The organism is Mycoplasma sp. 11548 (assembly GCF_055523555.1).
Genome location: NZ_JBVFVF010000001.1, coordinates 1096064 through 1121552 on the forward strand (window position 1 = coordinate 1096064; position 25489 = coordinate 1121552).

General features: G+C 27.3%; 14 protein-coding genes. 5 read left to right on the plus strand and 9 right to left on the minus strand.

The features are described from left to right. Positions 1–231 precede the first annotated feature (231 nt). From AC0B4K_RS04520 to AC0B4K_RS04550, 7 genes are all read right to left on the minus strand, one after another. Complete coding sequence (locus tag AC0B4K_RS04520) at positions 232–1023, minus strand: hypothetical protein (RefSeq protein WP_465103966.1); 792 nt, start codon at positions 1021–1023, stop codon at positions 232–234. After that, entirely contained in the window at positions 1010–3058 is a 2049-nt protein-coding gene (locus AC0B4K_RS04525) for a S8 family serine peptidase (protein WP_465103967.1), read from the minus strand. Before AC0B4K_RS04525 ends, AC0B4K_RS04520 begins: the two co-directional genes overlap by 14 nt. 216 nt (positions 3059–3274) lie before the next feature. Further along, a complete protein-coding gene (locus AC0B4K_RS04530) occupies positions 3275–4804 on the minus strand; it encodes a hypothetical protein (protein ID WP_465103968.1) in 1530 nt (509 codons plus the stop codon). Between the two features lie 189 nt (positions 4805–4993). Continuing rightward, positions 4994–7105: a membrane protein insertase YidC gene (yidC, locus tag AC0B4K_RS04535; protein ID WP_465103969.1), complete on the minus strand. Its 2112-nt coding sequence runs from the start codon at positions 7103–7105 to the stop codon at positions 4994–4996. After that, a complete protein-coding gene (rnpA, locus tag AC0B4K_RS04540; protein ID WP_465102061.1) occupies positions 7083–7424 on the minus strand; it encodes a ribonuclease P protein component in 342 nt (113 codons plus the stop codon). Before rnpA ends, yidC begins: the two co-directional genes overlap by 23 nt. 12 nt (positions 7425–7436) lie before the next feature. Next, the gene (gene rpmH, locus AC0B4K_RS04545; RefSeq protein ID WP_465101868.1) at positions 7437–7586 is read right to left on the minus strand and encodes a 50S ribosomal protein L34; all 150 of its coding nucleotides are present in this window, start codon (positions 7584–7586) and stop codon (positions 7437–7439) included. Between the two features lie 166 nt (positions 7587–7752). After that, entirely contained in the window at positions 7753–8358 is a 606-nt protein-coding gene (locus AC0B4K_RS04550; protein ID WP_465103970.1) for an FMN-dependent NADH-azoreductase, read from the minus strand. Positions 8359–8431: 73 nt separating this feature from the next. On the opposite strand from AC0B4K_RS04550, the gene serS reads away from it, so the two are divergent. The 5 genes from serS (at position 8432) to AC0B4K_RS04575 (ending at position 16339) form a co-directional block, all read left to right on the plus strand. Further along, entirely contained in the window at positions 8432–9697 is a 1266-nt protein-coding gene (serS, locus tag AC0B4K_RS04555) for a serine--tRNA ligase (protein WP_465103971.1), read from the plus strand. After that, on the plus strand, positions 9697–10536 hold the full coding sequence (locus AC0B4K_RS04560) for a Cof-type HAD-IIB family hydrolase (RefSeq protein ID WP_465103972.1): 840 nt from the start codon (positions 9697–9699) through the stop codon (positions 10534–10536). The genes serS and AC0B4K_RS04560 overlap by 1 nt, the downstream gene beginning before the upstream one ends. A gap of 37 nt (positions 10537–10573) precedes the next feature. Next, entirely contained in the window at positions 10574–11383 is an 810-nt protein-coding gene (locus AC0B4K_RS04565) for an HAD-IIB family hydrolase (RefSeq protein ID WP_465103973.1), read from the plus strand. Between the two features lie 89 nt (positions 11384–11472). Next, positions 11473–15471, plus strand: a complete 3999-nt coding sequence (locus tag AC0B4K_RS04570) for an MGA_1079 family surface serine endopeptidase (RefSeq protein WP_465103974.1) — start codon at positions 11473–11475, stop codon at positions 15469–15471. Further along, entirely contained in the window at positions 15431–16339 is a 909-nt protein-coding gene (locus tag AC0B4K_RS04575; RefSeq protein ID WP_465103975.1) for a hypothetical protein, read from the plus strand. Before AC0B4K_RS04570 ends, AC0B4K_RS04575 begins: the two co-directional genes overlap by 41 nt. A gap of 50 nt (positions 16340–16389) precedes the next feature. On the opposite strand, the gene AC0B4K_RS04580 is transcribed toward AC0B4K_RS04575, so the two are convergent. Further along, complete coding sequence (locus AC0B4K_RS04580) at positions 16390–17346, minus strand: ABC transporter ATP-binding protein (RefSeq protein ID WP_465103976.1); 957 nt, start codon at positions 17344–17346, stop codon at positions 16390–16392. 1 nt (position 17347) lies between these two features. Beyond that, positions 17348–25333 (minus strand): FtsX-like permease family protein, encoded by a 7986-nt coding sequence (locus tag AC0B4K_RS04585; protein ID WP_465103977.1) that lies wholly within the window; start codon positions 25331–25333, stop codon positions 17348–17350. Positions 25334–25489: the final 156 nt, after the last annotated feature.

Consider the following 25489-nt stretch of genomic DNA (forward strand, 5'->3'; position numbering starts at 1 on the left):
CACAATAAATAAACACCAAATACTCAAAAAATACTTTAGTTAAAGAAAATGATGTTAAACAAGAAATAGTGCGTCATTTTGTAACTGGTAAAAAAGGGGCCACCACTTTATCTAGTTTACCTGCTTATGATAATTCTAAACAATAAAAAAATTTTTTAAACCTGTAGAGGTATAATCAAACTACAAAATCAAAAAACCTAATCTGATTTAAATAAATTAGGTTTTAAAATATTATGTTTTCTTATTAGGGAGATAAACATCATTGTATCACTTTTTTATATCCTCAAAGCTATTATATATTCGCTTTGTTACAGTTATGTCCTTTGGTAGTAAAATTACTTTTCAAACGACAGGCCCACCTCATCCACTAGTCCATACAGGTTCTTTATTAATATCACGAATTTGAAATACAAAAAACATGTTGTTAAATTCCATTTTTATTAAGTTATGTTCTTCGGTATATGGAAAAATATAAATATCAAATTTTTGAAGGATATTAAAAACATCTTTGTTTTTTAAATAAAATTTCTCAAAAAGTTCTTTTATCTCAAGTTCATCTTGGTAATTTTCAAAACTTGGTACTTTTTTAGCATTGCTAATAATATAGTTGTTAAAATTTTCTTTAGTACTGATTTTTATAAATTGTGGGCTAACAAAATCATTGTCTATAAAAAATTTGCTATTCGTTTTATACTCAATACGTGATGGTAAAGATTTTTCACTATTACTATTAATTCTAGTTGTTTTTGGAGGCAGAAAAGCACTTTCAGTTACATAGTTTGCTTCTTCCTTGGCTAGTTCTTTGGATATTTTTTTGTGTTCTTCTTCGTTTATTTTTTTAGTAACTATACTGTCAATATCATTCTCGTTAAGTGTCCAAGTTTTTTCGTTCCAAGGTTTTTCATCTTCTTTAGGATCTAGAATATAATTAGGTGGGTAATCAATTTCTTTCTGTGAGCAAGAAAATACTGATAGAGGTATTAATAAAATGGATGATAAAACTAATTTTTTAATAATTTTCATTTCTTACCAGGTGTGTTACTGCTATTAAATCAGCTGCTAAATTAGTTGATTCAGAGTAAGTTCTTTTTTGCACTAAGTATCTATATGTTCCATTAGTTAAAACATTATAATTAATGATCTCATCATTAGTATTTATTACTCTTTTAACTATAATATTTTGTCAATTACCACGACTATCTAGTTTTTGAAGTACTAAATTATAATCTGTGAACCATTTATTAGCTTTATCTTTTAAAACTGTATCTAAATTTAATTGCCACTCACTTTTATGTGTTGAATTTCAATCAATTGTTTCCTTTTTAACCCTTTCGCGTTCTGATCTTTCCTGAGCATCTTTTCGAGCACTATTAAAAAAGTTTATAAATGAATTCCACCAATTTGTATTAGGGGTGTATTTTGGTTTCTCTTCTTTTGTTTTTAGTAATCCCGCATTAAATGTTCACGAACTTGAAATTTTTATATTCTGACCTTTTTGAAGAGTTATAGGATTACTGGTTAAAACATTTCTATTACGATTAGTAGGATCTACTTTTGCAACATAATAATTGTTTGCTGCTTGAAGCATTCCTTTAAAATCCACTGTACCTGCTCCATATTTTTTCTCATAACCATTATTTTTATATGACAAACCACTTAATTTTGGAGTAATCGCAGAAGCTGATAAAATAGCTTTTACTAGTGGAACTCTAAATTCAGAATTATTTATTTTTGGGTTTGCTTTTAATAAATTAGATATTAAACCTGCTACCAGTGGCGACGAATAACTAGTACCAACACCATATCCATTTTTATCATATGCAATTTCGTAAAATTCAGCTGGCGCAACTACTAGTGGTTTTGCAAGGTCATCATATTCTTGTTTTAGCCTATAATTTGAATATGTCGCAATTTGGTTAGTTTTAAGAGTGTTTTTTGAAGCATTCTCTTTCAAAGATCCTACTAAAACAGAATTTAAAGCCAATAAATTATCCCCTATAGCCAATATTTTTTTACTTTCTTTTTCTTTATCTAAATCAATATTTCCAACTGCCATAACATGAATTACTCCATACTTACGGGCAAGGTAATCTAAGAAATAAGAATTCTCGTTGTAGTCAGGTGTTTTGAATGAATAACTATGGTTGATTATTTTAACACCATCAATTTTCACCATCTTTTCTAAATACTCATTTCATTCACCATCAGTACTAAAGGTTGAAAGGTATATTTTTGAAGTTTTATCAACCCCATGCTTACCACCAGCAATCAGAGACACAGTTGTAGAATGTCCTTTAGGACCATTGTGTATTACTCTAGCTTGTGATTCTTTTAAATAAAGGTTTTCGCCAAAAAAACCCTCATAAGTATAATCAAAATCATGATGATAAATTTCCATAATCCCAATTTTACTATCATGTGCAGTTACTCTGTCGTAACCTAGACTATTAACAATATCTAAATTTTTTTCTACACTTGCAATGTATTTTTCAACATTATTCTGATTTTGTATATATTTACGCATATACTGTTTTTCATTTGGGGTTGGATTTAAAATCCACTCGTACATATCGTTATTAACTCTGTATGAAGCATATTCATTTTTATATATTATTAACTTGAAAACTTCCTTCCAGTTCTTTATATGATTTAATAATATTTGCCTGTCTTTTTCATTTTCAAAATATAACCATACTGTAGGCATAGTTGAACTTTTTATAGTTGATAGGTATTTAAGATTCTTTTTATTAATTTTTGTGATGAAATCATTATTAAATCTCGTTATAATATTTTCATCCTCGGTTTCCATATCAAGATTTAACAAAATTTTCAATTCAAATTTATTATCAATATACCTTAATTCATTTGTATTCCCCGTCCCAAATGAATTAGAAAAAATTAGCTGATCTCTAAACTCAAATTTGTCAATTTTAATATTTGAAGATAAATAAAAAGTTTTGAAACTACCACTATAAAAAGGGGTCGACAAAACAGTTCCAAAACTTAGTAGCCTAAAAATAGGCCGTAAGATTAACTTTTTTAGTTTGTTTTGTTTCATATCACATCCTTTCTTACATTTATAATTTTTAAGAAAACTAATTTGTAAAACAAATATTAATAATATTCCTAAATTATTGATAGTTGAATATCAGTTTTCTCAAAAAAATTATATATATTTTTTTTTTTTTTTTTGAAAAAGCTTTTTATGTTTTTCAGACAAAACAAAAGATATTGTAAAAGCAAAAATATTCGCAATTAATGCGAATATTTTAATTTATTTAGTATCCCTAGGGTTATCCCCAAATCAACCCCAGAAATTTGGCATTTTAACTTCTTGTGTTTTATTATTATAAGTTACTTTAATGATTGCTTTAGTAGGATCAAATAGACTACTAAATTCAACGTAAAATCCTAGTTTATCACCATTAACTAATTTCATACCATTTTTAACATAAGCCTTAAATTTAACTTGGTTTGCAACTCCATTAACTGGTTCTAATTTATCATTATTGATTTTATATTTCATAGTAGTTTTTGGGGTATCTGGGTGTGATAGTTCGATTGTTACCTCTTTGCCATTATGATCATTTTGATTGGTTGATCTACCTGTACTACTTACAACACTTTTGTCAAATGAAACATATTTATTTCAAGTTCCTCTTCTCCAAATTTCATTTTCTTGTCATTTGGTAAGTGTAACATCACCAGTTTTTCTATTTTTACCAGCAACATCAAAATATGATCCATTTCTATACCCTGTAAATGACATAACAATTCTTGTTTTTGAAGGGTCTCATCTTTTTCCTAATAATAGTTGGAAAGTTATGTAACCTAATTCATCATCTGATTTATATGTGCTAGTATATAAACTTATATCACTCTTATTTGATCCAAGGTTTGAAATAAGAGATGCTTTATTTTTTTCAATTACATATGAAACATTTCCAGTGCTTTGCCCTTCTTGTTGAATTGTCATATTTAAGTAAAGTTTTCTACTTGGATCTTCTGAAAAATTATGGTTATTTGGTATAACTACCTGGTATAAAGGTAAATTAGGAACTAATCCTAAGTGTTGCGAATGAGGAAGAATATCTAAGTATTCTTTTGTAGCTTGTAATGTTACAAAAGGTTTACCAGTTACAGCATTAATATGTATGTTTGATGAAGCATTTCTAGTATTTACTTTTTTCTCATCTAATGGGATAAAAGCAAAATCTTTTACGGCAGATTCAAAAGGTTTTTTAATCTCTGGTTTATAAGTTTCTACACTTGCTGCTAATTTTAATAATTCGCCATGGCTCATTTTGTCTAAAGCAGTTTGTTTTACAACATGGCGTCTAGTTGGTTTAATAGCAATTTCTCTACCACCAAGACCAATTTCGAATTTAAAGTTTGCTGCTGTTCAAGCATATTCACCCGCAAATTTAACATCTAGTGAATATGTCTTTGTAGCTTCATTAAATTTTCCATTTTCAAGCCTAGCTCCAGTTGCTTTAAAACTAGTTGTAACTTCTTCAACTTTATTTGTGTATCCTAAATACATTACATTATCTCCACCACTTATATTAGGGTGCTCTAATGTAAAACTAATAAATGAATACATTGATTTAAGGTCATTTATCTCATTATCTTTTAATGCAAAACTAACATTTACTACATGGTATTTTTTACCATTTTCTGTAACAGTTTTATCAAAATATGCAGTATCGTTACTTTTATTTGTATTAGCACTTAATCCAATAATAGGCAGTGCTACTAATGAAGTAGATAACAAAGCAAAAGCCTTTTTAAAACTTTTTTTCATAATTTTAGCTCCTTTTGGTAAAGTTAAATTGAAGCTTTACCAAAGTAATTATACTAAATATATAAGAAAAATAATTTAACCCTTGAGCCCTTTATACTGTTATTTCCAGTAAAAATATTGTTGTGTTTTTAATTTAAAAACAAAAAAAAGTATTCAAAAATGAATACTTTTAGTTTATATTTTGGGTTGCTACTTGGCTAATTTTTTGCTATACTTTTGTTTAAATCATTTGGTTTGCTTTAGTTTATGAAGTGTTAATGCTTGTCCTATTTGTCATAAACCACCAAATAATCAGTAAACTTGAACTCCGGCACTAAACAAGACTGTAATACCCGTAAAAATAATCATCATATACTTTTGGGTTTTTTCTGATTTTTTCAAGGCTTGTTTTTCCGTAATAGTCATAGAAATCTTATTTTTCTTCCGGTTCAACCATTGAGGTATAAGTTGTGAAATTAATTGTACCACAATTGCAGCAACTAAAATCCATATATACACAAAGTTCCCGCTAGTTACTTTTTGTCATGATACAGATGAGAAGTTAATTCCAAGCCAGAATGTTTCTTTAAGTTCTGGAATAGCTTGAATTACCCGCCACATCGCGAGGAATACTGGCATTGACAGGAAGATGTTAGCAAATTGATCAAGTGGATTAATATTATATTTGCTATATAAAGCTTGAAGCTCTTGACTTTTTTTCATCTTCATGGCCTTATTATTTTCAAATCCCATGTATTTAGCTTCAATAGCTGCTTTTTTATTTCTTAACCCTTCTTGTACTGATTGCATAATTGTGGATTTAAATGAAAGAGCTAGCACAAGTAAACGAGTAAAGATAACTGCAATTAAAATAGCAATAATTGATGACCAACCATCCATATCCGGCATTGCTTGTCTTAATGATTGAACAACAACAGATAAAGGATAGACTAATAAACCATAAAATGGACCATATGTTCATGCTTGGCCTCATGTATAAATCGGCTGAACAGGATAATCGCCACCTAATAAAATATTAGTTTGCAATTTAGCTTCGCCTTGCGGAGCATTCTTATTATATTCTGCAATGAATTCTTCTATCGTATATTTATTTTCGTCATATTTATTAGTAGATGAAGTAATTAATTCAGAAACTCTTGCTTTATATGCATTCCCTGAAACACGTGTTGGAACAATACCAAATTGCATTAATCAAGCATAAATTATTTCATGGTAAGCATTTATAATTGCATACTCTTCTTGGGTTATTTTAAATAACTCTTCATTATTATTTTGTATTTTTGTATCTTTATTTTCGATTCTAGATACTAAGAATCTATAATAGTCATTAAATGAATGAAAGGTTTGTTTATATTCTTTTTGAGCTACAATGTTTAATCTTTGTAATAATTTACTATCTTTCCCAAATGTATATGCATAGAAGAATTGTAAAACATCTCTTGCAAATGCACGGTTAAGTAAACTCCTTGTTTGATCAGTTGCACCAGTAATAGAGTCTAATGCTTCTTTTGAAACATAATCTACTTTCTGTAATCCTGAAATAAATGAAACTGCAATTTTCCCATTTTCATCTACTTCATTATATCTTCTAGTTACTTCAGAACCAGCAGAATTTGTAGTTTTAATTTCTTTTTGCTTTAAGGCTAAAAATGGGGAATTTTGATCAGGAAGATAACTAAAAATTAAAATTTGATTTTCATCTAAACTAGGATCATGTAAATATTGATATTTAAGTTCACTTTCACTTCTGAATAAACTCTTATTATCTTTCTGAATAATATTAGATTCATTATCTATTTTTGAATAACCTAGTTTTGTTAAATCTTCACTTTTAATACCTTCAGCTCCAATACTAGTCATGAAAATTCCGTGTTTTCCATAAACACCTTTGTTGTCAATAGTTTGTTTACTAAGGTTTTTTAAAGTATCTTTATTATCAACCAATACGTTGACATCAGCATCTTGTTGTAAGACATCCAAACTTAAGTTTATACTTTTATCTTTAACAGTTTCACCATTAGCATCGGTGTAAGTTGAAGTGTTAGTTATATTTTTAGGTTTAAAAGTATTAAGTTTTGGTGCAATATCTTCAGAACGGCGGTAAAACTCGATACTATTACCTACATTTGATGAAGTTTTTAAAACAAAGGACTGCACGCAGCCTGTTATAGTAATAGAAAAAGCAAATAAGTAAAGAATGATTTTGACAATTTTTCAAATTTTCTTTGTTAATTCACTTCTTCTTTTTTGTGGATCATTTTCTAAATTAGAAAAATAACTAAATTGCGGTGTTTTTTTCATAATTCCTTAATTTTTTAAAAAGTATTTGTGTAGCTACCTTTTTATCATTGTAGCTAATTTCACAAAACTTTTTACGAGCAATAATTATTATATGATACTTAAGGTCAAAAACGTTTAGTTCTCTTAAGATCGACTTTAATTGCCGTTTATAAAAATTACGACCAACAGAACCCTCAAATTTTTTTGGGATGGTAATACCAATTTTACATTCAGTTGATTTTTGATAATAAATAATTAATGTATCATTAGAAATATATTTTTTAGAATTAATTATTTTTTCAAAATCTCAATTTTTGCTGAGTCGGAATTTCTTTTTCATAATTTAACAATATTATTTGTTATCTGAAACTGTAAGTCTTTTTCTACCTTTAGCTCTACGACTAGCTAATACTTTTCTACCATTAACAGACTTCATTCTAGCTCTAAATCCATGAACTTTTGCATGTTTACGTTTATTAGGTTGGTAAGTTCTTTTGCTCATTTTGCCTCCTTATAAATTAAAATAAATTGATATATACGTAATATAAGCGTGTTTATATTATACAATAAAAATATTTTTTATGTCAAGTATTTTTTACGACTATAAAAGACGACATTTTAACCCTTTTTAGATAAAAAAACAAACCTGGTGGTTTGTTTTTTGATTTTTATAATTTGCTTTTAATTTCTGTAACTAAATGTTCAAGTTGTCCTTTAACTGATTCAACATATTCTTGTGGACTTTGACTAGCAATACTTGTAACTTTGGTTCCTAAGATATCAAATGAATTAACACTTTTTGATCCTAAAAATCCAAAAGTTCCTTTTAATCATTTAATATGATCACCTCATGTATATGTTCCATAGCCTGCGCCCTGTGAAGCAACTACTAATACATTAAGTTTGTTTAATAATCCAATTGGCATTGCTGATGTTGCGCCTTCATAAGTAAATGTTTTACCAGCCACTGCAATAGCATCAATAAAGTTTTTAACTGTGTTAGTTGGTGCAAAATTAATCATAGACATTGAGATAACTAATAAGTCAGTTTCCTTAAGTTCTTTAATCCATTTATCGCTTTCTATATCATTTCAATATGTTTTAAAGTTTTGTTCAGTTAACATTGTCTTAGCAAATTCAGTTTGATTTAAATCAATTCTTTTGACAGAATATTTTTCATTTGCAAATAATGATTCAATATGATTCATTGTTGCAGTGGAATACGATGTTTCACTTGTATTAAGTGCACCATCTAATAATAAAATTTTTAGCATTTTTTCTCCTTCGCTGAAATTTTGTAACTAAATTATACATTATTTATTATAATTAAAAGAGAAAGCGAGAAAAATGCTAGATTTAAAAAATATTTTAAAAAATCCTGAGAAAGTTAAAGCAAGTTTGAAAAGCAGAAACTTTGACCTTGCAATATTTGATGATTTACTAAATAAAGCACAAAGCCGTGGAAATCTTATGTTCCAAGCGCAAAATAAAAAAAGTGAATTAACTAAATTATCAAAGTTATTTGGCCAATATAAAAATCAACCTGATAAACTATCTGAATTAAAAGAGCAAATTGATGATGTAAAAATTCAAGAAGTAGCCTTAACTAAAAAATCTGATGATTTAAATAACGAGATACAATCTCTTTTAGCACAGATTCCAAATCTCCCTTTGGAATCTGTTCCTGTTGGTGAAGACGAAACAAACAATATAGTTTTAAAAGAATATTCAACATTAGGGAGGGGATTAGTTTCTGGTACATTGCCACACTACGAAATTGCTAAAAAACTTGATATTATTGATATTGAAAGAGCTGTAAAATTATCAGGTTCAAGGTATGTTATTTACAAAAACCAAGGGGCTAAATTAGTGCGTGCATTAATTAATTTTATGCTAGATTTACACGAAACTAAAGGGTACCAAGAATTTACAACACCAGTTATAGTTAATCATAATATTTTATTTGGTACTGGTCAATTACCCAAATTTGAAGAAGATTTATATAAATTAGACAATTCACAATATTTAATACCAACAGCAGAAGTAACTTTAACAAACATTTATAACAATGAGGTGGTAGATCTATCAAAACCATTTAAAGCAACAGCTTATACTGAATGTTTTAGATCAGAAGCAGGAAGTTCAGGACGAGATACCAAAGGAATTTTACGCCAACACCAATTTAAAAAAGTTGAATTAGTTAAAGTAACTAATTCGCAAACTGCTACTAGTGAGTTTGAGCAAATGGTCTTAGATGCACAAGATGTATTGACAAAACTAGAAATACCACACCGTTTATTACAATTATGTACTGGTGATCTTGGTTTTTCAGCAAGAACAACAATTGATTTAGAACTATGATTACCTTCTGAACAAAAATACCGTGAGGTTTCAAGTGTGAGCTATATGGGAGATTTTCAGGCTCGCCGTGCTATGATTCGTTTTAAAAATGATAAAGGGCAAAATGAATATGCTCACACAATGAATGGTTCAGCCATGGCTGTTGACCGTCTTATTGCAGCTATTTTAGAAATCTATCAAAACCACGATGGATCTATTACAATTCCTAAAGTTTTAGTACCATATATGAATGGCTTAGAGGTAATTAAATAATGAAAAAAATATTTGCATTTGATTTAGATGGAACATTATTAACAAAACAAAATTATGTTCACCCAGAAACTATTGAAGCTTTAAAGTTAGTTAAAAAACAAGGTCACTATAATGTTGTGGCTACTGGGCGTGGCTTGTCAAATATATTACCACTTTTTAAAAATAATGATTTGTCTTCAATTGATTTTCTGATTTGCTCAAATGGCGCGATGATTCATGACCCAAAAACCGGAAAAAACGAAATAATTCAAAGTATTAAACCGGAAGTTATGGAAATTATTTATAATATTTTTATTGAAACTAAATCAATCTTATTGCGTGTTGATACAATAGATAAAAATCAAACTTTAATTCATGATGAATATATGAGTGAATGAGCAACAAAAACTCACGTACAAAGTGATACATATTATGCTCCTTCAACAAAACAAGAAGTTTGAGACAATATTTATAAACCAGGTACAATAATTACGCAAATTGCTTTGCGTAACGATATTCATAAAGCAGCAGATGCTACTAATCAATTAACCGCTGCTTTAAAAAAAAGTGGTTGCGAAGTATATTTAACAAATTCAATTTATTCAGATATCAACGGAATTAATGTGTCAAAATGAAATACCTTAAAATATTTAGCAAATTCATTAAATGTGGATATTCAAAATATTGTAGCATTTGGAGATAGCGGAAATGATGTGTCAATGATCCAAAATGTAGGTTATGGGCTTGCAATGGGTAATGCTACTTTAGATGCTAAAGCAGTCGCTAAAGAAGTAATTGGTGATCATAATACCGGTGCCATAGGACAATTTATCAAAAAATATTTACAAAAAGATCTTTAAACAACTTTTAAGATCTTTTTTAATATATAATATTAACATGAACAAACCTGAAATAATTTTTATTGATTTAGACGGAACAACATTAGATGGACCAGGTGTTAAATTCTGAGAACGAATGCCTACTGAATATACAATTAATGTAATAAATAAATTGCAAAAACAACTCCCAGTTGTTGTTTCAACTGGAAGAGGTGTAAATCAAAAGACACAAAGCATTGTATCACTGCTTGGTAATAATAGTTATATAGCTTGAAATGGGGCAAAAATTGTTGAAGATGGTAAAGTTATTGCTAGTTTTCCGGTCGAACAAGAAGTAGCCCAAGAACTCTTTGAAGATATTAAAAAGAACAAATGTTTTGTTGTTTTTAATTCTTCAAAAGAACATGCATTTGTTAAAAATAATTTTTATAAATTTTGAATGGGTTTTGGTAAGGAACAAGCCAAACAATATTCAGAATATAAAAATGATTTTGAGATCTTCAAGGCACTAGTTTGGTCAATTTCAAAATCAAAAATCAGAAAACTTGCTCTTGAATGAGGCCAAAAATATAAAGGCAAATTAGAAGTTACTCTTAGTGGTTCAAATAATATTTTAGAAATTACCAAAATCAATGTTTCTAAAGGTGATGCAGAAGTAGCATATTGCAAACTAAAGGGAATAGATCCTCAAAATGCCATCCACTTTGGTGATAGCGGAAATGATGCTTCAACTAAAAATAAAGTTGGTAAATTAATTGCTATGGCTAATTCAACAGATGAATTAAAAGAAATAGCAGATCAAGTATTACCGCTAACTTGTGCTGAATCTGGGTTAGCTAAGTATTTAGAGGAAAACTATTTAAAATAAACTACATATAATATTTTGCTTACCTGTATAAAATACAGGTTTTTCTTTATTTATTGTAAAATAATTACAATAAATAAATGTGAGGTTTTATGCATAAAAAGAAACAGCTAGTTTTAATGATCCCTTTAGTAACATTGCTACCAGTTATAGTAATGAGTTGTAATAGTACTCAAAGACTTGAAAAAGAAGATAAAGAAAAAGATCCTAATTATCGAAAAATAATTAGTTTTTTCAATAATCAAAATAGAAAACAGTTAAATATATTACAAAATAATATTACACAAACAAAAGAACCTATTTCAGCTAATAAAGCTGATATTCTAATCAATTTTGCAACTGAGTATCTCAATATCTTAGATACTAAACTTGAAAGTCTTTATTCAGATATTGATCTTAACCACAAAAACTTTAATTCAATTAAAACAAAACTCCAAAAATATGACAAGATTATTAATACAACCTCATTAAACCTAAATAATTTAACTCATGAATTACTAGAAGAAATTAAACAAACTCATTCTGATATTCAAGCATACAATGAATTAGTAATTGAGAAAAACAAAGAATTAGATAAGTTCGTAAACGAAGCAAAGAAACTTAATCTTAGTAATAAAGTTGTTAAAGACTTTTTAAATTCTGCAATTTATAAATTATTTGATTTAAATAAAGAAATTAAGAATCCTTTGGAGTTGATTAAAGAAATTGATAATAATATTACAAAACTAAATAAGTTGTTTACATTTGCATTTAGTTTAAATAACGAATCTTTAATTGCACAATTAAATAATGCAAAAATATTTCTTGAGGAAAACCTGTCGATAAATAATCTATCTTCTTATAATAAAGGATTGGAAAATAGCTTTACTTCAATAACTAATTACATTATTGAAAATAATCTAATAGCACATGATGTAAAGAACGCTAAAAATGGGTTGTTTAAAACTGTTGAATCTTCAAATATTTCGCCTCTGGATAAACAATCATTAATATTTAAGATTCAAAATATTTATAACTTAGAGGGTATTTATCAATTCCAGGCAAAACTAAATCACCTTGAAACAAGCCAAGTTGTTGAACTAAGAAATTCTTTAATTCAAACAATAGAAGAAGCAAAGTTAACACAAAATAACAAAGATGATTTGAAAGATTTACTTAATACTTATAGTTTTAAATCATTAAATACCTTTAACGAAGAATTTACTAAATTCCTCCAAATATTTGCACAAGTTAATAATAAACTAACGAGCATTGAAACATATATTAAAAATGAATACCAAGGTTCACAAAAACTAGTTTTAGATTATTACAAAGAAAAAGCAAAATATAATAAATTATTTACAGGTGGCTTATTAGATAAAATCTCGCTAGTTTCAATGCAATCAAATATCGAATCTTTTGAAACTTTATTACAAACTTATCAAACTCTTGATACTAATCTAAAACAAAACAAGGAGCAAGATTCCAAAACACTACTAGACTACTTCAAAGATGATGCAGGTGAAAAACTAAAATTTGAATATGATGAATTAGGTAAAAAATATGACCTCGAAAAATATTCATATTCAGGATCATATACTTTTGAAAATACAAAGTTATTCTTTGATGTGCATGATAATGAATATATTGATTATCAAATAACAAACTTACAATTAGACCCAAGCAATTGAAATACTTTAAATGTAGAAGTTAAAGTAATATTGAAACCTAATCCAGGCATAAACTACACTTATAATTTCTCCAAAACATTCGCTAGAGATGTTACTCAATACATTGACAAAATTAACCTTTGGCACATTGATGAGAATTTTAATGTAAATTATGATAATTTAAAAGAATTAAAAGAAAGTGATTTTCTAAGCTTAAGTTTTGAAAATAAACTTTCATACTTTAAACATAAATCAAGAAAAATTTCCAAATTCTTTACTTATCAATTTCTTGATGATTTTGAATATAAAAATGGACAATTATATGTAACGTTAAGAGTTTTATTTAATAACCAAATAATAAGAGAAATAAAACGGCCAACACTGCATAAAGTAGACTTTTGAAATAATCAAGGATCATACCAAAATTATCTTGATGAAATACATAAGACAAAGATCTTTGAAATCCTTGAAGGAACTTCAGCAACATTTTTCAATTCATTGCAATTCAAACCTGAAACCAAAACCACTCATGAAATGTACCTTGCATCTGATGCAATCAAAGCATTCAATGATTCATATATTTTGCCTAAATTTGGTAAATATGAATTATTTATTAAAGATGTTATTAATATTGATGATTGAAACGGAACAGCACAATTAATTCTCTGATACAAAAAATATGGAGTTGAAGCGCCAATTGATGATAATCAAGATATTTATAAAAATCCTATTAAAATTAACAATTTCAAATTACTTAACTTCTTTGACTTAAAGCCTAAAGGTGAAATCTTTACTGCAGAAGACTTTAAAGATGCAATAATGCCAGATCAAAATATTATTAATTTAATTAACTCAGTTAATGAATCGAACTTTACCCTAAGGCTTACTTCATCAACTAAAGTAGAACCTGATTTTAGACTTATCAATGTTCAAGATTTAATTGACCAAAAAGCATTTATTAACATGGAATATTTAATGTTGATTAATAATACAGGAACAGATAATAAAGGTGTAAATCACGATGATAAAGCATATGTTCCATTAGATAACAAATATTATGATAAAAATATAGAGGTTAATGCAACAAATATAAGCACATTACGAGGAGATTATTTCCCTGTTTGATATGATGTAAAACGTGTTGGTAAGCGTGGTATGTCATTTAAACTTGGATGAATTAAGAAAACTGATCAATCAATTAGATACACCAACGAGCAAGAATATACCTTAATAAACTTAGTTAACGATTACCAACAACACCACTACCCAGAAATCATGGTTAACAATATTAAATTAAGTGATTTAGATATTAATTATGAATTTTTGGCAACTAAAACAGCCGACCAATGATCAGATGATTTAGCAGGATTAGAAAAAGTTATTAAATTAAAAACTAATGTACAAGGTGAAATTGAATATAAAAATTATTCATTGCCAGTAGAAATCTTCAAAATAAATTCTATAAAACGTATTTCTGGTGACCAAGCATACATCAGCTTTAAGGTCCAAGATAAAAGCAATAAATGAATTCAAGGTAATACGTGATACAAAATAAAAGGATTTGCTTTAAGTCAAACAAATAATTTATACGAAAGTTTTGCATGAAGAAATTCAAATTTAAGAACAATTCAAGATTCGCTAAATTCAATTACCCGCCAGCGTGTAATTGAACCAATGTGAGATGATTTATTATGAGATTTAAACACTCGTACTAATATTGCATCATGAACCTTTAAACGTAAGTATCTTGAGCAAACCTTACTTAAACCAAATGCTAGAAATAGAAATATTAAATTTATTATACATGCTAATTCTTTAATTAATGATGATCAAAGAAATCAGCGGATTCGTAATACAGAAAATGCTATTGCCATTAACATTAATTTAGATGAATTAATTGCTTCTAAAACTATTAAATATCTTAAAGAAGCTAAAACTGATGCTAAAAATACCTTTAAATATATAGTAAGTCTAACCTGAAATGAAACAACTGGTATTGAATTCAAAATCTATATGGAAGATAATTCATATAAAATAATTATTGATGAACCTGAATCTCAAATTAGCTTTCAACAAACTTTTGAAAAACATCGGGCATTTTTAATATTGCCTGCTGCCGTAAGAGCAAGCATTCAATATACAAATGATGAAGAATTAGAAGATTTTGGAATATATCAAAACCGTTTTGATTATAATCATATGGAATATAATCAATTCAACCAACCCATTACCATTTTCTCAGATTGAGAATATTTAGCTAACCGTGATGTCTATCAACCAAACCAAAATGTATCCTTCAAATTACATGAAGGATACAAAATGGATGCTGAATACATGCGATTAGAGGAATGGCTTAACTGAGATGTTGTGGATAATGCATACTTGAGGTCAGTAAAAGTTAATGTATTTAATAGAACAGGGGGGGGTCTCCTTATTAGCTAAGGCCAATAAGGATCCTGATGACTTTACTTTTTTATTTGCCACAAATTCACATGTTGAAAATATAATCCCTGAGGCTGCTGCTGCAAAGTCATGAAGTGATATTATCGATCAAAACTTCTTAAAAGAGGCAAAAAATCGTCATTATCATTTTAGTTATTTACTAAATGGTAATGACTTAGAACGTAGCCGAAATATTTGAACAACTCATGGGTTTACCTATAATAATCCATCTATAATATGAGTAACTGACGAACAAGTATCAAAAGATGGTAAGGCAATTAGGCAACCACATGATATTATTGTTTATTCAATAGATGTATTAGAAAAAATAAAAATTGTTAGAAGTAAAGGGTTAATGGACCAGGTATTACGATTTGAAAGACTTATAAAACAAGCAAATTTAGAAATTGATATTCCTTCTAAATTTAGAATTCCTTCAGTTCCTATGATTTGGGATGCTGCGAATATTGGTTTTCCTTTTAATAAATTTTCTGCTTCCATTGCGCGAAGACCAAAGTGAATTAAAGACAACCAATTTGCAGTTGGATGAAGAAATTATTATTCACATATTTATAGAGGTCAAGGTTCTTCAGGATCAGCTTTATACATTTCTAAAAATGGTAGTTTTAATTATTTTGGTCTTCTAACTGCTGGAAGTAGTGAATATTATGGTGATTCAACTTTTTCTATAGCTTATAGTTATGATTTAAGAGATTACAATTTTTTTGGTGTTAATTATGACCGTGAGCATCCTCTTTCATTACAAAATTATCGATCATTAGCCTCACAACTCTTCAAGGCTTATTTATATAATCCTAACACTTATGATATGCCATGGTTTTTAAAAGAATTAAAAGAAGAAAATTAAAATATAATTTACAGTAAAAAGCACCACAAAATATTTTGTGGTGCTTTGAATTAATTTTCCCAGTTTATGTTTTTAGGATGAATTGGGTTTGGGTTATTTCTTTCCTTTTGAATTTTTCCATCCTTGACTGTAATAATTTTAGAAGCTATTTTATCAATTTTTGGGTTATGGGTAACCATAACAATTGTGGTACCATATTTTTTGTTAATATCATATAAATAACTTAAAACTAATTGAGTAGTTTTTTCGTCAAGGGCACCTGTTGGCTCGTCAGCAAAGATAATAGGAGAATTTTTTGCAATTGCTCTCAAAATAGAAATTCTTTGCTGCTGTCCACCTGACATTTGTGCTGGATATTTGTATTTAACATCATCCATATCAAACTCAGTGAATAAGGCATGTAAATCAAGTTTTTTTTCTTTATTTTTTTGTAAATAGCCACCAGTTTCAACATTATCATAACCAGATAAATTTTGTAGTAAATTATAGTTTTGGAAGATAAAACTAACATTTTCGCGTCTAAATAAAGTTAATTTAAGGTCACTTAAATAAGGTAAGTTTGTATCACAAACGATTACGTTCCCTTTTGATGGCCTATCTAAAGCTGAAATTAAGTTTAGCAAAGTACTTTTACCACTACCTGATTTACCATAAATCATAACAAAGTCACCCTTATTAATTGTTAAAGAAATATTCTTTAAAACTCTGGTAACGATATTTCCTGATAAATAATATTTACTTACATCTTTAACCTCAATTATTGCATTCTCACTATTTTTTAGATCTTTGTTTTCGTCAGTTAAACGCTTATTTTTCGCTGCTTTAAACAATTTTTTAGCTATATAACGATCAACTATAACTCTTTTGCTACCTTGATCTACGTCTAAAATATCAAAGATATTTTTATATGTTATCTTTACATCACTGTTTTTACTTAAAATAGCAATTTGTTCATCATTTGTTTGATCGTTATTAATTTGTGGTTCTTTTTTCTTAAAAAATGCCATTTTACTTCTCCTTTAATAGATCTATAGCTTTAATTTTGTTTAAATTAATTCATGCTGCAGCTGAAGTTAACCCAAATACCCCAGAAACAACTGTAATTGTTAGAAGCAGATTGAATCAAGATATAGTTAACGGGATTGATAAGGATACACTAGTTGCTAAAAAGATTCCAAAGATTGAAATAATACCATAAGCAATTGGAAAGGCCAAAATTAATGAAATAATTATAAATGGTACATATATACCAAAGAACATTTTAATTTTTTCTTTATTAGAATACCCTAAGATACTTCAAATTGCTATATTTCGTTCATTTTCATTAATTAAAATTGTTGAAACAATTATTAAAATAATGATTGATAATATAAAGCTAAATGCTGAAATAATCGTTAGAATAATCTGAACTGTTTTTCCGATTGATAAAGCAAAACTAATCTCAATTGTTTTAGATTCAACAGTGTATGAGCTTGGTATTGCTAATTGTTCATTGAATAATTTAGCAAATTCTTTAATATGTAAATCTGGTGCTTCTTTTGCTTCATTATAAACAGTTATAAAGTTATCTCTTTCTGGGTTGTAATTAGGATTTAAAAATTTAACTATTTCATCATTACTTGCCCCAAGTTGTTTCATAACTCCTTCAACAGGTAAGTTAGGATTAACTGTAAAGTTTCCAAATATAGCATCAAAGAAATCTTTTTTCTCTCTAAGACCAGTATTATCAATATTAAAACTTTCAATAGCACCGAAAAACCCAGAAGGTGAGTATAATCCAGTTGATAACATTAATTGAATTGGTAGTTGATCTTTAGATAAGATACCATTAAACTTGTAATGATGTTCATTAAGCCCTTCAGGCAGTGAATCCTCTGTTTTAGATAATTTATCTTTATATAAAGCATCAAAACCTATAATTTGATCAGCAGCAGCTTTTGGAATTATAAATTCATTATTAATAAAAGTTGGATTAATCCCATAAACATAAAACTTATAAGTCTTATTTAGATCTTTCTCAGTATCTAAGTATGAAGTTCTTCCCAATTTTTCTTCAATATTTTTAGTTAATCGATTAACCTTATTTTTAATAGTTAATTCTAATATATCACCCTTACTTAAATTATATTTACTTTTAACCACATTATTAATAATTAAAGGTATTGCTTTTGAGCTATCTGATCCTTCGGCTTTGTATTGATTATCAATAGCTCTAAGCAAATTTTCTCCACTTTCAGAATATATGTTTATTTGATTTGAATTACTTTGGTAACCATAAATCTTTATATCATTTTCTTTATAGTTTGATTCTAAATATGTGTATGTTTCATTTGTTGTGTTATTGAAGACTATTCCGTTAAATAACACAAAGTAATCTCTGACTTCAGTATTTATATCCATTCATTTATATCCATTAACTAGAAATTGACGGTATTGATCTCTATATGCAGTAGTTGTAATAATTTTATGTTCTCATTGTTTTTCAACATCGTTATAAACAACATAATAAAACTTCCCATCAATAATATTGTCTTTATTGGGTATATATTGGAAGAATGCCCTTACTCCATTTTCTAAGGTTTTATTAATATCAATAGTATTTGTAGTTACTTGTTTGCCGTTTTTATCTGTTTCCATTACAAATGCAAGACCTTCTTGGTGTTTCATTAAATTAAATCCTACATTATCTCTCAATTGTAAAATACGTGATTTTTGACTATCAGGTAAGGAATTATAGATAACTTGGAATGGATCAATTGAAACACTTGACTCAATTTTTATATTAACAGAAAATTGAGTGATTACATGAGGATGGAAGTCACTAGGATTTCCATTTTTTGCTTTTCCATTGTCTGGATCATTTAAGTTTACCGCACTTGACGCACCAGGTTTAAAATAATCAGGTTGATATTGGTTTAGTTCTCTTATATCACCTACAGGCACATATAATGTATTTTCTAAATCCTTTGCTAAAGCAGGGTTATATAACCCTCCTTGGGTTGTAGGGGTAACTAAATCAAGTTTGTAATTATATTTTCGGTTACTATAAGTTTTCTCAACTGCTGTTTCAAAAGTACCAAATGTTGAAATACCAATTATTGTGGTAATACTAGATAAAACAACTGTAATACCAAATGAAAAGAGTTTTCAAAAACTATTATAAATTAAAGAAATACCAAATTTTGTTGTTACCTTCTTATTTCGAGTTTTATGTAATAGTTTATTGTAAAACTCACTAATACTTAAGCTTGTAATTCCTGACATTAAATCAATAGCTTTATATCTTAAAGAACGAAGTGCAACTAAAATGATTAATAAACTCATTCCAAAAAGTGGTAAAGCTAAACTTGTGATTAATGATACAGGTTCAAAGGTCAGTGTTTCAATTGGTATGACTCAATAATTGCTTAAAATTTGCAATCCATATCCAGTTAATAAAAATCCAGTAATATATCCAAGTAACCCACCTGTAAATATTGTAAAGATTGCAAAAATACATAATGAAAGCGAGATTTGCAGTGGTGTATATCCTTGTGCAATTAAAATACCAATAACTTTATTTTTATTAGAAATATACCTTTTAATAATAAATGTGGTTGATATTGAAACTAGAGTAATTAATATAATTAAGATAAAGTTTGAAGTAGTCGAAACTGAATTAATTAATTTTTCTATAGTTCCAATTCTTAAACTACGTTCTGGATTAATTGGATCTAGTTCATTATATAAGAAAGTTCTTTGTAAACTAGCAACATCATTTATTTGGTCTTGAACATATTTTTCAATTTCTAATTTTAATTCATTTAATGATGATGAATTAAAAGTTGGATTTTGTTTTAATGTTAAATATTCTTTAACAACCGTTCCACGGTATGATTGTCTAATACGATCAAAACCACTATTATTTACATATACGACAGCTTGATCCTTTGTGTTAACTTGTAGATTATTTTCATCTAAAACAGGATAAAAATAATCAAATGTGATATCTTCACCAATAACAATGAATTTAGTTCCATTAATATTAATTAAATATCTTTCATCTAGAGATTTTAATAAAGCTTCTGCTTCTATAGCATCGTCAGGAATTTTTCCGCTATAAATCTCTTTGTTATTTTGATTTAAAAAAGCATAATTAACTTTTGCAATGTACGATTCAGGCCTATTAAAAGTTAGTACATTGTTCACTGGTGTTAATCCAGTAATTGAATTAATGGACGCAAATAAAATATTACTTAAATCCATTCCAAAGAATGAATATTTTTCTGGATCCTCTGCAACTAAATCAGATAACTTAGTGAAAATATTATTGTCAATTGCTATTTTTAAAGTATAGTCACTTTCTAAATATGGTGAAATACGTCCCGATGAATCAAATTTACTTAAAAACCATATAAAATTAGCACGATTTTTAACCAAGTTTTCAAAGTTAACTAATTTATTATAAATAAAAGATGCAATATTTGAATCAACAGTCGCATCTTCAGTTGAAGCAACTGAGTTAGTAAATGTTCAAACTAGTAATTGCGGAAACATTCTTCTTAAAATATTGTTTAATAATACATCTGAGATGCCTAAAGCATCTAATGAAAATCTTTTATAATCAGTAATTAATGTTTTAGTTAATGTTTTTAAGTTATTTTTAAATGCTGGTTTATTTAAAAATGTATTTATAAAAATACTAATATATGATGATAAAGGATTAGAATGTTCGAAAACTCCTCCAGTTTGTATCACAAAATCTTTATTAGTTGCCGCTATATATGAAAAGTTTTGGGTTATTAAATAACTGTTTTGTTCAATAAATTTTTCAAAATCAGGATAATCATTTACTAATTTTCGCAAATATGTATTTGCATATGCTGAATTTTCTTTTCTAAAGAAATATTCGTTCATGGCAGTAGTGTTTGCTAATGATCTGGTAACACCAAAACCAGTTTCTTGATATCCTGCAATATTTAATACACCTGATTGGAATAAATCAAATGAATTAAATGAATCAATTATTTCTTGTTTATTTCCAATTTCTAATAATGCATTTGCAAAAGATAAATTACGGGCATGATCTTCAGTATTATTGAAAATTTCTAACCATAGTCTAATTAAAGGCAATACATCTGTAAGATAGTTAAATTCACTATATTTAGCAGGTGTTAGCTGTGATAATATTCTAGTAATGATAATATTAAAGAAACTTGAACTACTTTTAGGTTGTAAATTGATAAACCATGATGTTAAATTTCCAAATGATTCACGCACTTTGCTATCACTTGGTTCATTAACTATTTCCATTGAATCAAGGATTATTTTTCATTCTTTTACTTTTTGTAATACTTGTTCTTTTTGATTATTTAAATCATTAAGGTTATTTAATTCAAAAAATTCTTTTAAAACATTTTTATGTACATTTTGTAAAAGTTCTTTTGTTAATAAATCTTTATTAGCAGTTATTTGATCTACAAGGCGTTTGACCAATTGCAAAGTGGTCAAACTAGCATTTAGTTGATTCTTTGAATTTGTATTTGAAGAAAGTCTTGAACTTGTTGTATCAATGGGTGCTAATAACCCAATTAAATCAAAGAAATCCAAATTATCAGGATCTTGGTCAGGTATTGATAAATATTGACCATCAGAAATTTTTATATTTGTTCCTTTTGATGATAAATTAAGCATCTTAATAATTTCATCCTTGACTCGTCGATCTGATCCAGGGATACTGAACATACTTTTAATTATTGCATAAGTTATTTTTTTAGAATCCAAATTGGTTATCAAAATATTTTTCTTTGATTCAACATCAGTACCCAAAAGTTTATTAAATAAAACTTGTGTAACTGTTGTAGCCTCTAATTCTATTTCTTCTTTTAAAGTATTTAAAAAGATTTTATGATCAAAGTTATTTATTAAAAACTTAATGCCGTCAATTAGGTTTTGATATTTTTTATTGGTGTCATTTTCTTTAGCATTAATTTGTGGCAATAATTCTTTAACTCCAAATGGCAAAATATTTAAAATACCTTGTAATGGATTATTTGGATTATCTCAGTTTGTTAAATAATTTATATCCAGGTTATCAAGTAACCTAATAAGAGCATCTTTTAAAATTGGATATTCAATTCCATTTAAAACGGCTAAAAAAATATCATAAATACTTAAACCACGTTTATAAATTTGACCATTTAATTGATGTTCTTTATTATAATCAGTATTAAAGAAATGATTTGTATATCCGAAAATCTTTTTAAAGTTTATTGCAGAAAATATATCTCTTAAAATAATTAAGAATTCATCTAAGTTCTTAGATGCTTTCATCATCGAACTTAAAGTGTCATAATTAACAATCTTATCACCAGATAATAAAGCAATAAACGAAAATAAGTTATCAATATTTCTTGCTAAATAATCGTTCTTTTCTTCTTGTGTATTAAAATTAGACAATAAACCTAATACTTTATTAAAAACATTGTTAATTATTATCTTTATATAATCACCTTGTGGGTGGTTAGAAACTTCATATAATCCATCTAAAATAATCTTAGGTAAAACGCTATAGTTTATTGATCCTGAAGAAAAAATTTGTGCAAAGTTATTTTTATCAAATGATTTCTTTAATGAACTCATTAAAACCAATAACTGTTCTTCGTTGATAAACCCTTTTTTATATAAATCGGTATTAATTATGCTTTTTCATAGTTTATTAATACCATAATCTAAGGAATTTTCATTTAAAGCCTGGTTAACCACTTCAACATCAGGTCCTCTAAATTCAAAAGGAACAAATACTGTATGATTAAAATCAGGAACCTCCATTACAAAAGTATTTTTAGGTAAATATGATTTTAATGTTAATTTATTAGAACTAAGTCAATTATACATTTGCCCATTTGGTACTATTCCGTTCCGATCAATATTTAATTCAACATTTTTTCATGAAACTATTTGGTTTTGTTCATTATAAAAAGGTTTTAAAATTACAAATTTACTATCGTTTGATAGCAACATAACACCAAGATCAGCAAAAACATTGTATTCGTTATCTGGTAATGTTTTATTATTTTTATAATTTGTTAACTTATAGATTTTTGTCCTTGGTATATCAGTTACCTGACCTGATTGTGAATCAGTAAATTGAACTTTATTATATTCATAATCTAATTTAATATATTCTTCTGAAGGTATAATATTTGATAAGGCTTGGGTTAATATAGCACTAGAAACATATGGGTTAAGTTCTTTAGCCACAAAGTAATTGGTTAAATCACTTGATTCTTTATTTAAAGTTGGGTATAAATCTTCATTAATCAATTTATTAATATTGTTTTGTATTCCGTAAATTGTTTTATTTTGATCACCTACATTAACAAAATGATAAACTTTTTTACCCTCTCCATCATTAAATGAATCAACAGTTATAGATTGCCTAATACCAATATTTTCTTTTGATACTTTTCTTTCTAAATATCTGTAAATATTTTGTTTTGTAATTTCAAGTGCACCAGACCTGATTTTAAGCAATGTATCACTAGCTATATTACGGTTAGTTAAATTTAAATAATTTTTATTATTTATCAAGGTATATCCTTCTATTTGTGCTATACCTTGATATCCATCATATGCAAATTTACTATAATCAATGCCTCTTGGTTGAATTTGATTTTCACCTAATTTTAACAAAGTATTTTGAACTTCTTCATAAGATAGTAAATTTTTCTCTTCGTTTTTAGTTTCTATTTCTCCGAGAATAGAAAGGTTATTTTGATTTATATACGGAATATATTCGTTAACTATGGTTTTTTCTCAAAATGAGAATTTTGCATAGTCTTGAGGTATATCTCCGAATTGAGTAATCAAATTATCCATGAAGCTTTTATATGTTCCGCTTCATTTGTTTTTGGTTTCCCCAACATAAGTTGTTTCATATAACTTACGTTCAAAATAAGTTATTTTATTTCTTTGGTAAGCCCAGTTAAGTGGAATATTATATAACTTATCATTTTCAAAAGTTATTTTTCCATTATATTCAACTTCGATATCTTTATTATTAAATAAATTGTCATATGCAAAACTTCTTAATAATTCTTTTGAATATAAATCAGTAAAATCATCACCATCAGTGTAATTAATTAAGACTGGTTTAATTTCTTTATTAATTACATAAACATAATTGTTATTATTATTTAATGGAGTTAATCCTAATAATTTAGCTAATTGATCGCCTGAGATTTTAACAACACCTTTGTTAGCTTCCCAATCTCTACCTTGTAATATGTCAAAAGTCATTAAGTTGTTTTCAGGATTTATATATAAAGTACTTAATTGTGAAACATAAATATCATTCTTTTCACTATTATAAATATATGCAATATCCTTAAATTTATATACTTTATCAAATCTAAAACGATTTTCTTTAGCAACAGATGTTTTAGCTATTTCTTGTTTATAATTATCTCCTTCTTTTACGTATGTTTGAAAAGTAATTGGTCTTTTTAACTTAAAATATTTTTGATTTTGTGAATAATCAAGTGCAAATAATTTACCTTGTTGATTATCACCATTTGAACTATTATATAAATCAAGAAAATCTGAACGACTAATATATCTGTTTTGATATTCCTGTTGGTCAATAAAATAACTTAAGGGCAAGTATTGTTCGGTTATTTTATTGAAGTTTAAAATATTACTTGTTTCTAAGTAATTTTTAGTTAAATATTTAATTGGTTTATTGTAATCAGGAGAATCGTCTTCCCTGCTTAAACCATTAATAAAATATCCATTATTATAAGTATTACCATTAATAGGTAAATTTAAATCTACTGTTATATCATGGGCTTTAGATTGATTTTGATATTTTTCATATTGGATCTGCATGGTTTTTGTACTACCGTGTAGAAATGTGAAAATTCCAGATGTAAGGAATATTAAAATAGTCAGTCCTCCAACTATTATTTTATTTTTAAATAATGATCTTCATACTTCTTTAAATAAATTTCACATATCTTGCCTCCTTTATAAATTGAATATAAAAATTTTATTTATATTATATAAAATAATTAAAATAAAATAATATTTATAATTTTTGATAATGAAATGATTTTTAGTTTTTAATAACTAAATAAAACATCTTGCAAAGTTGTGGGTTCACTTGCGTAA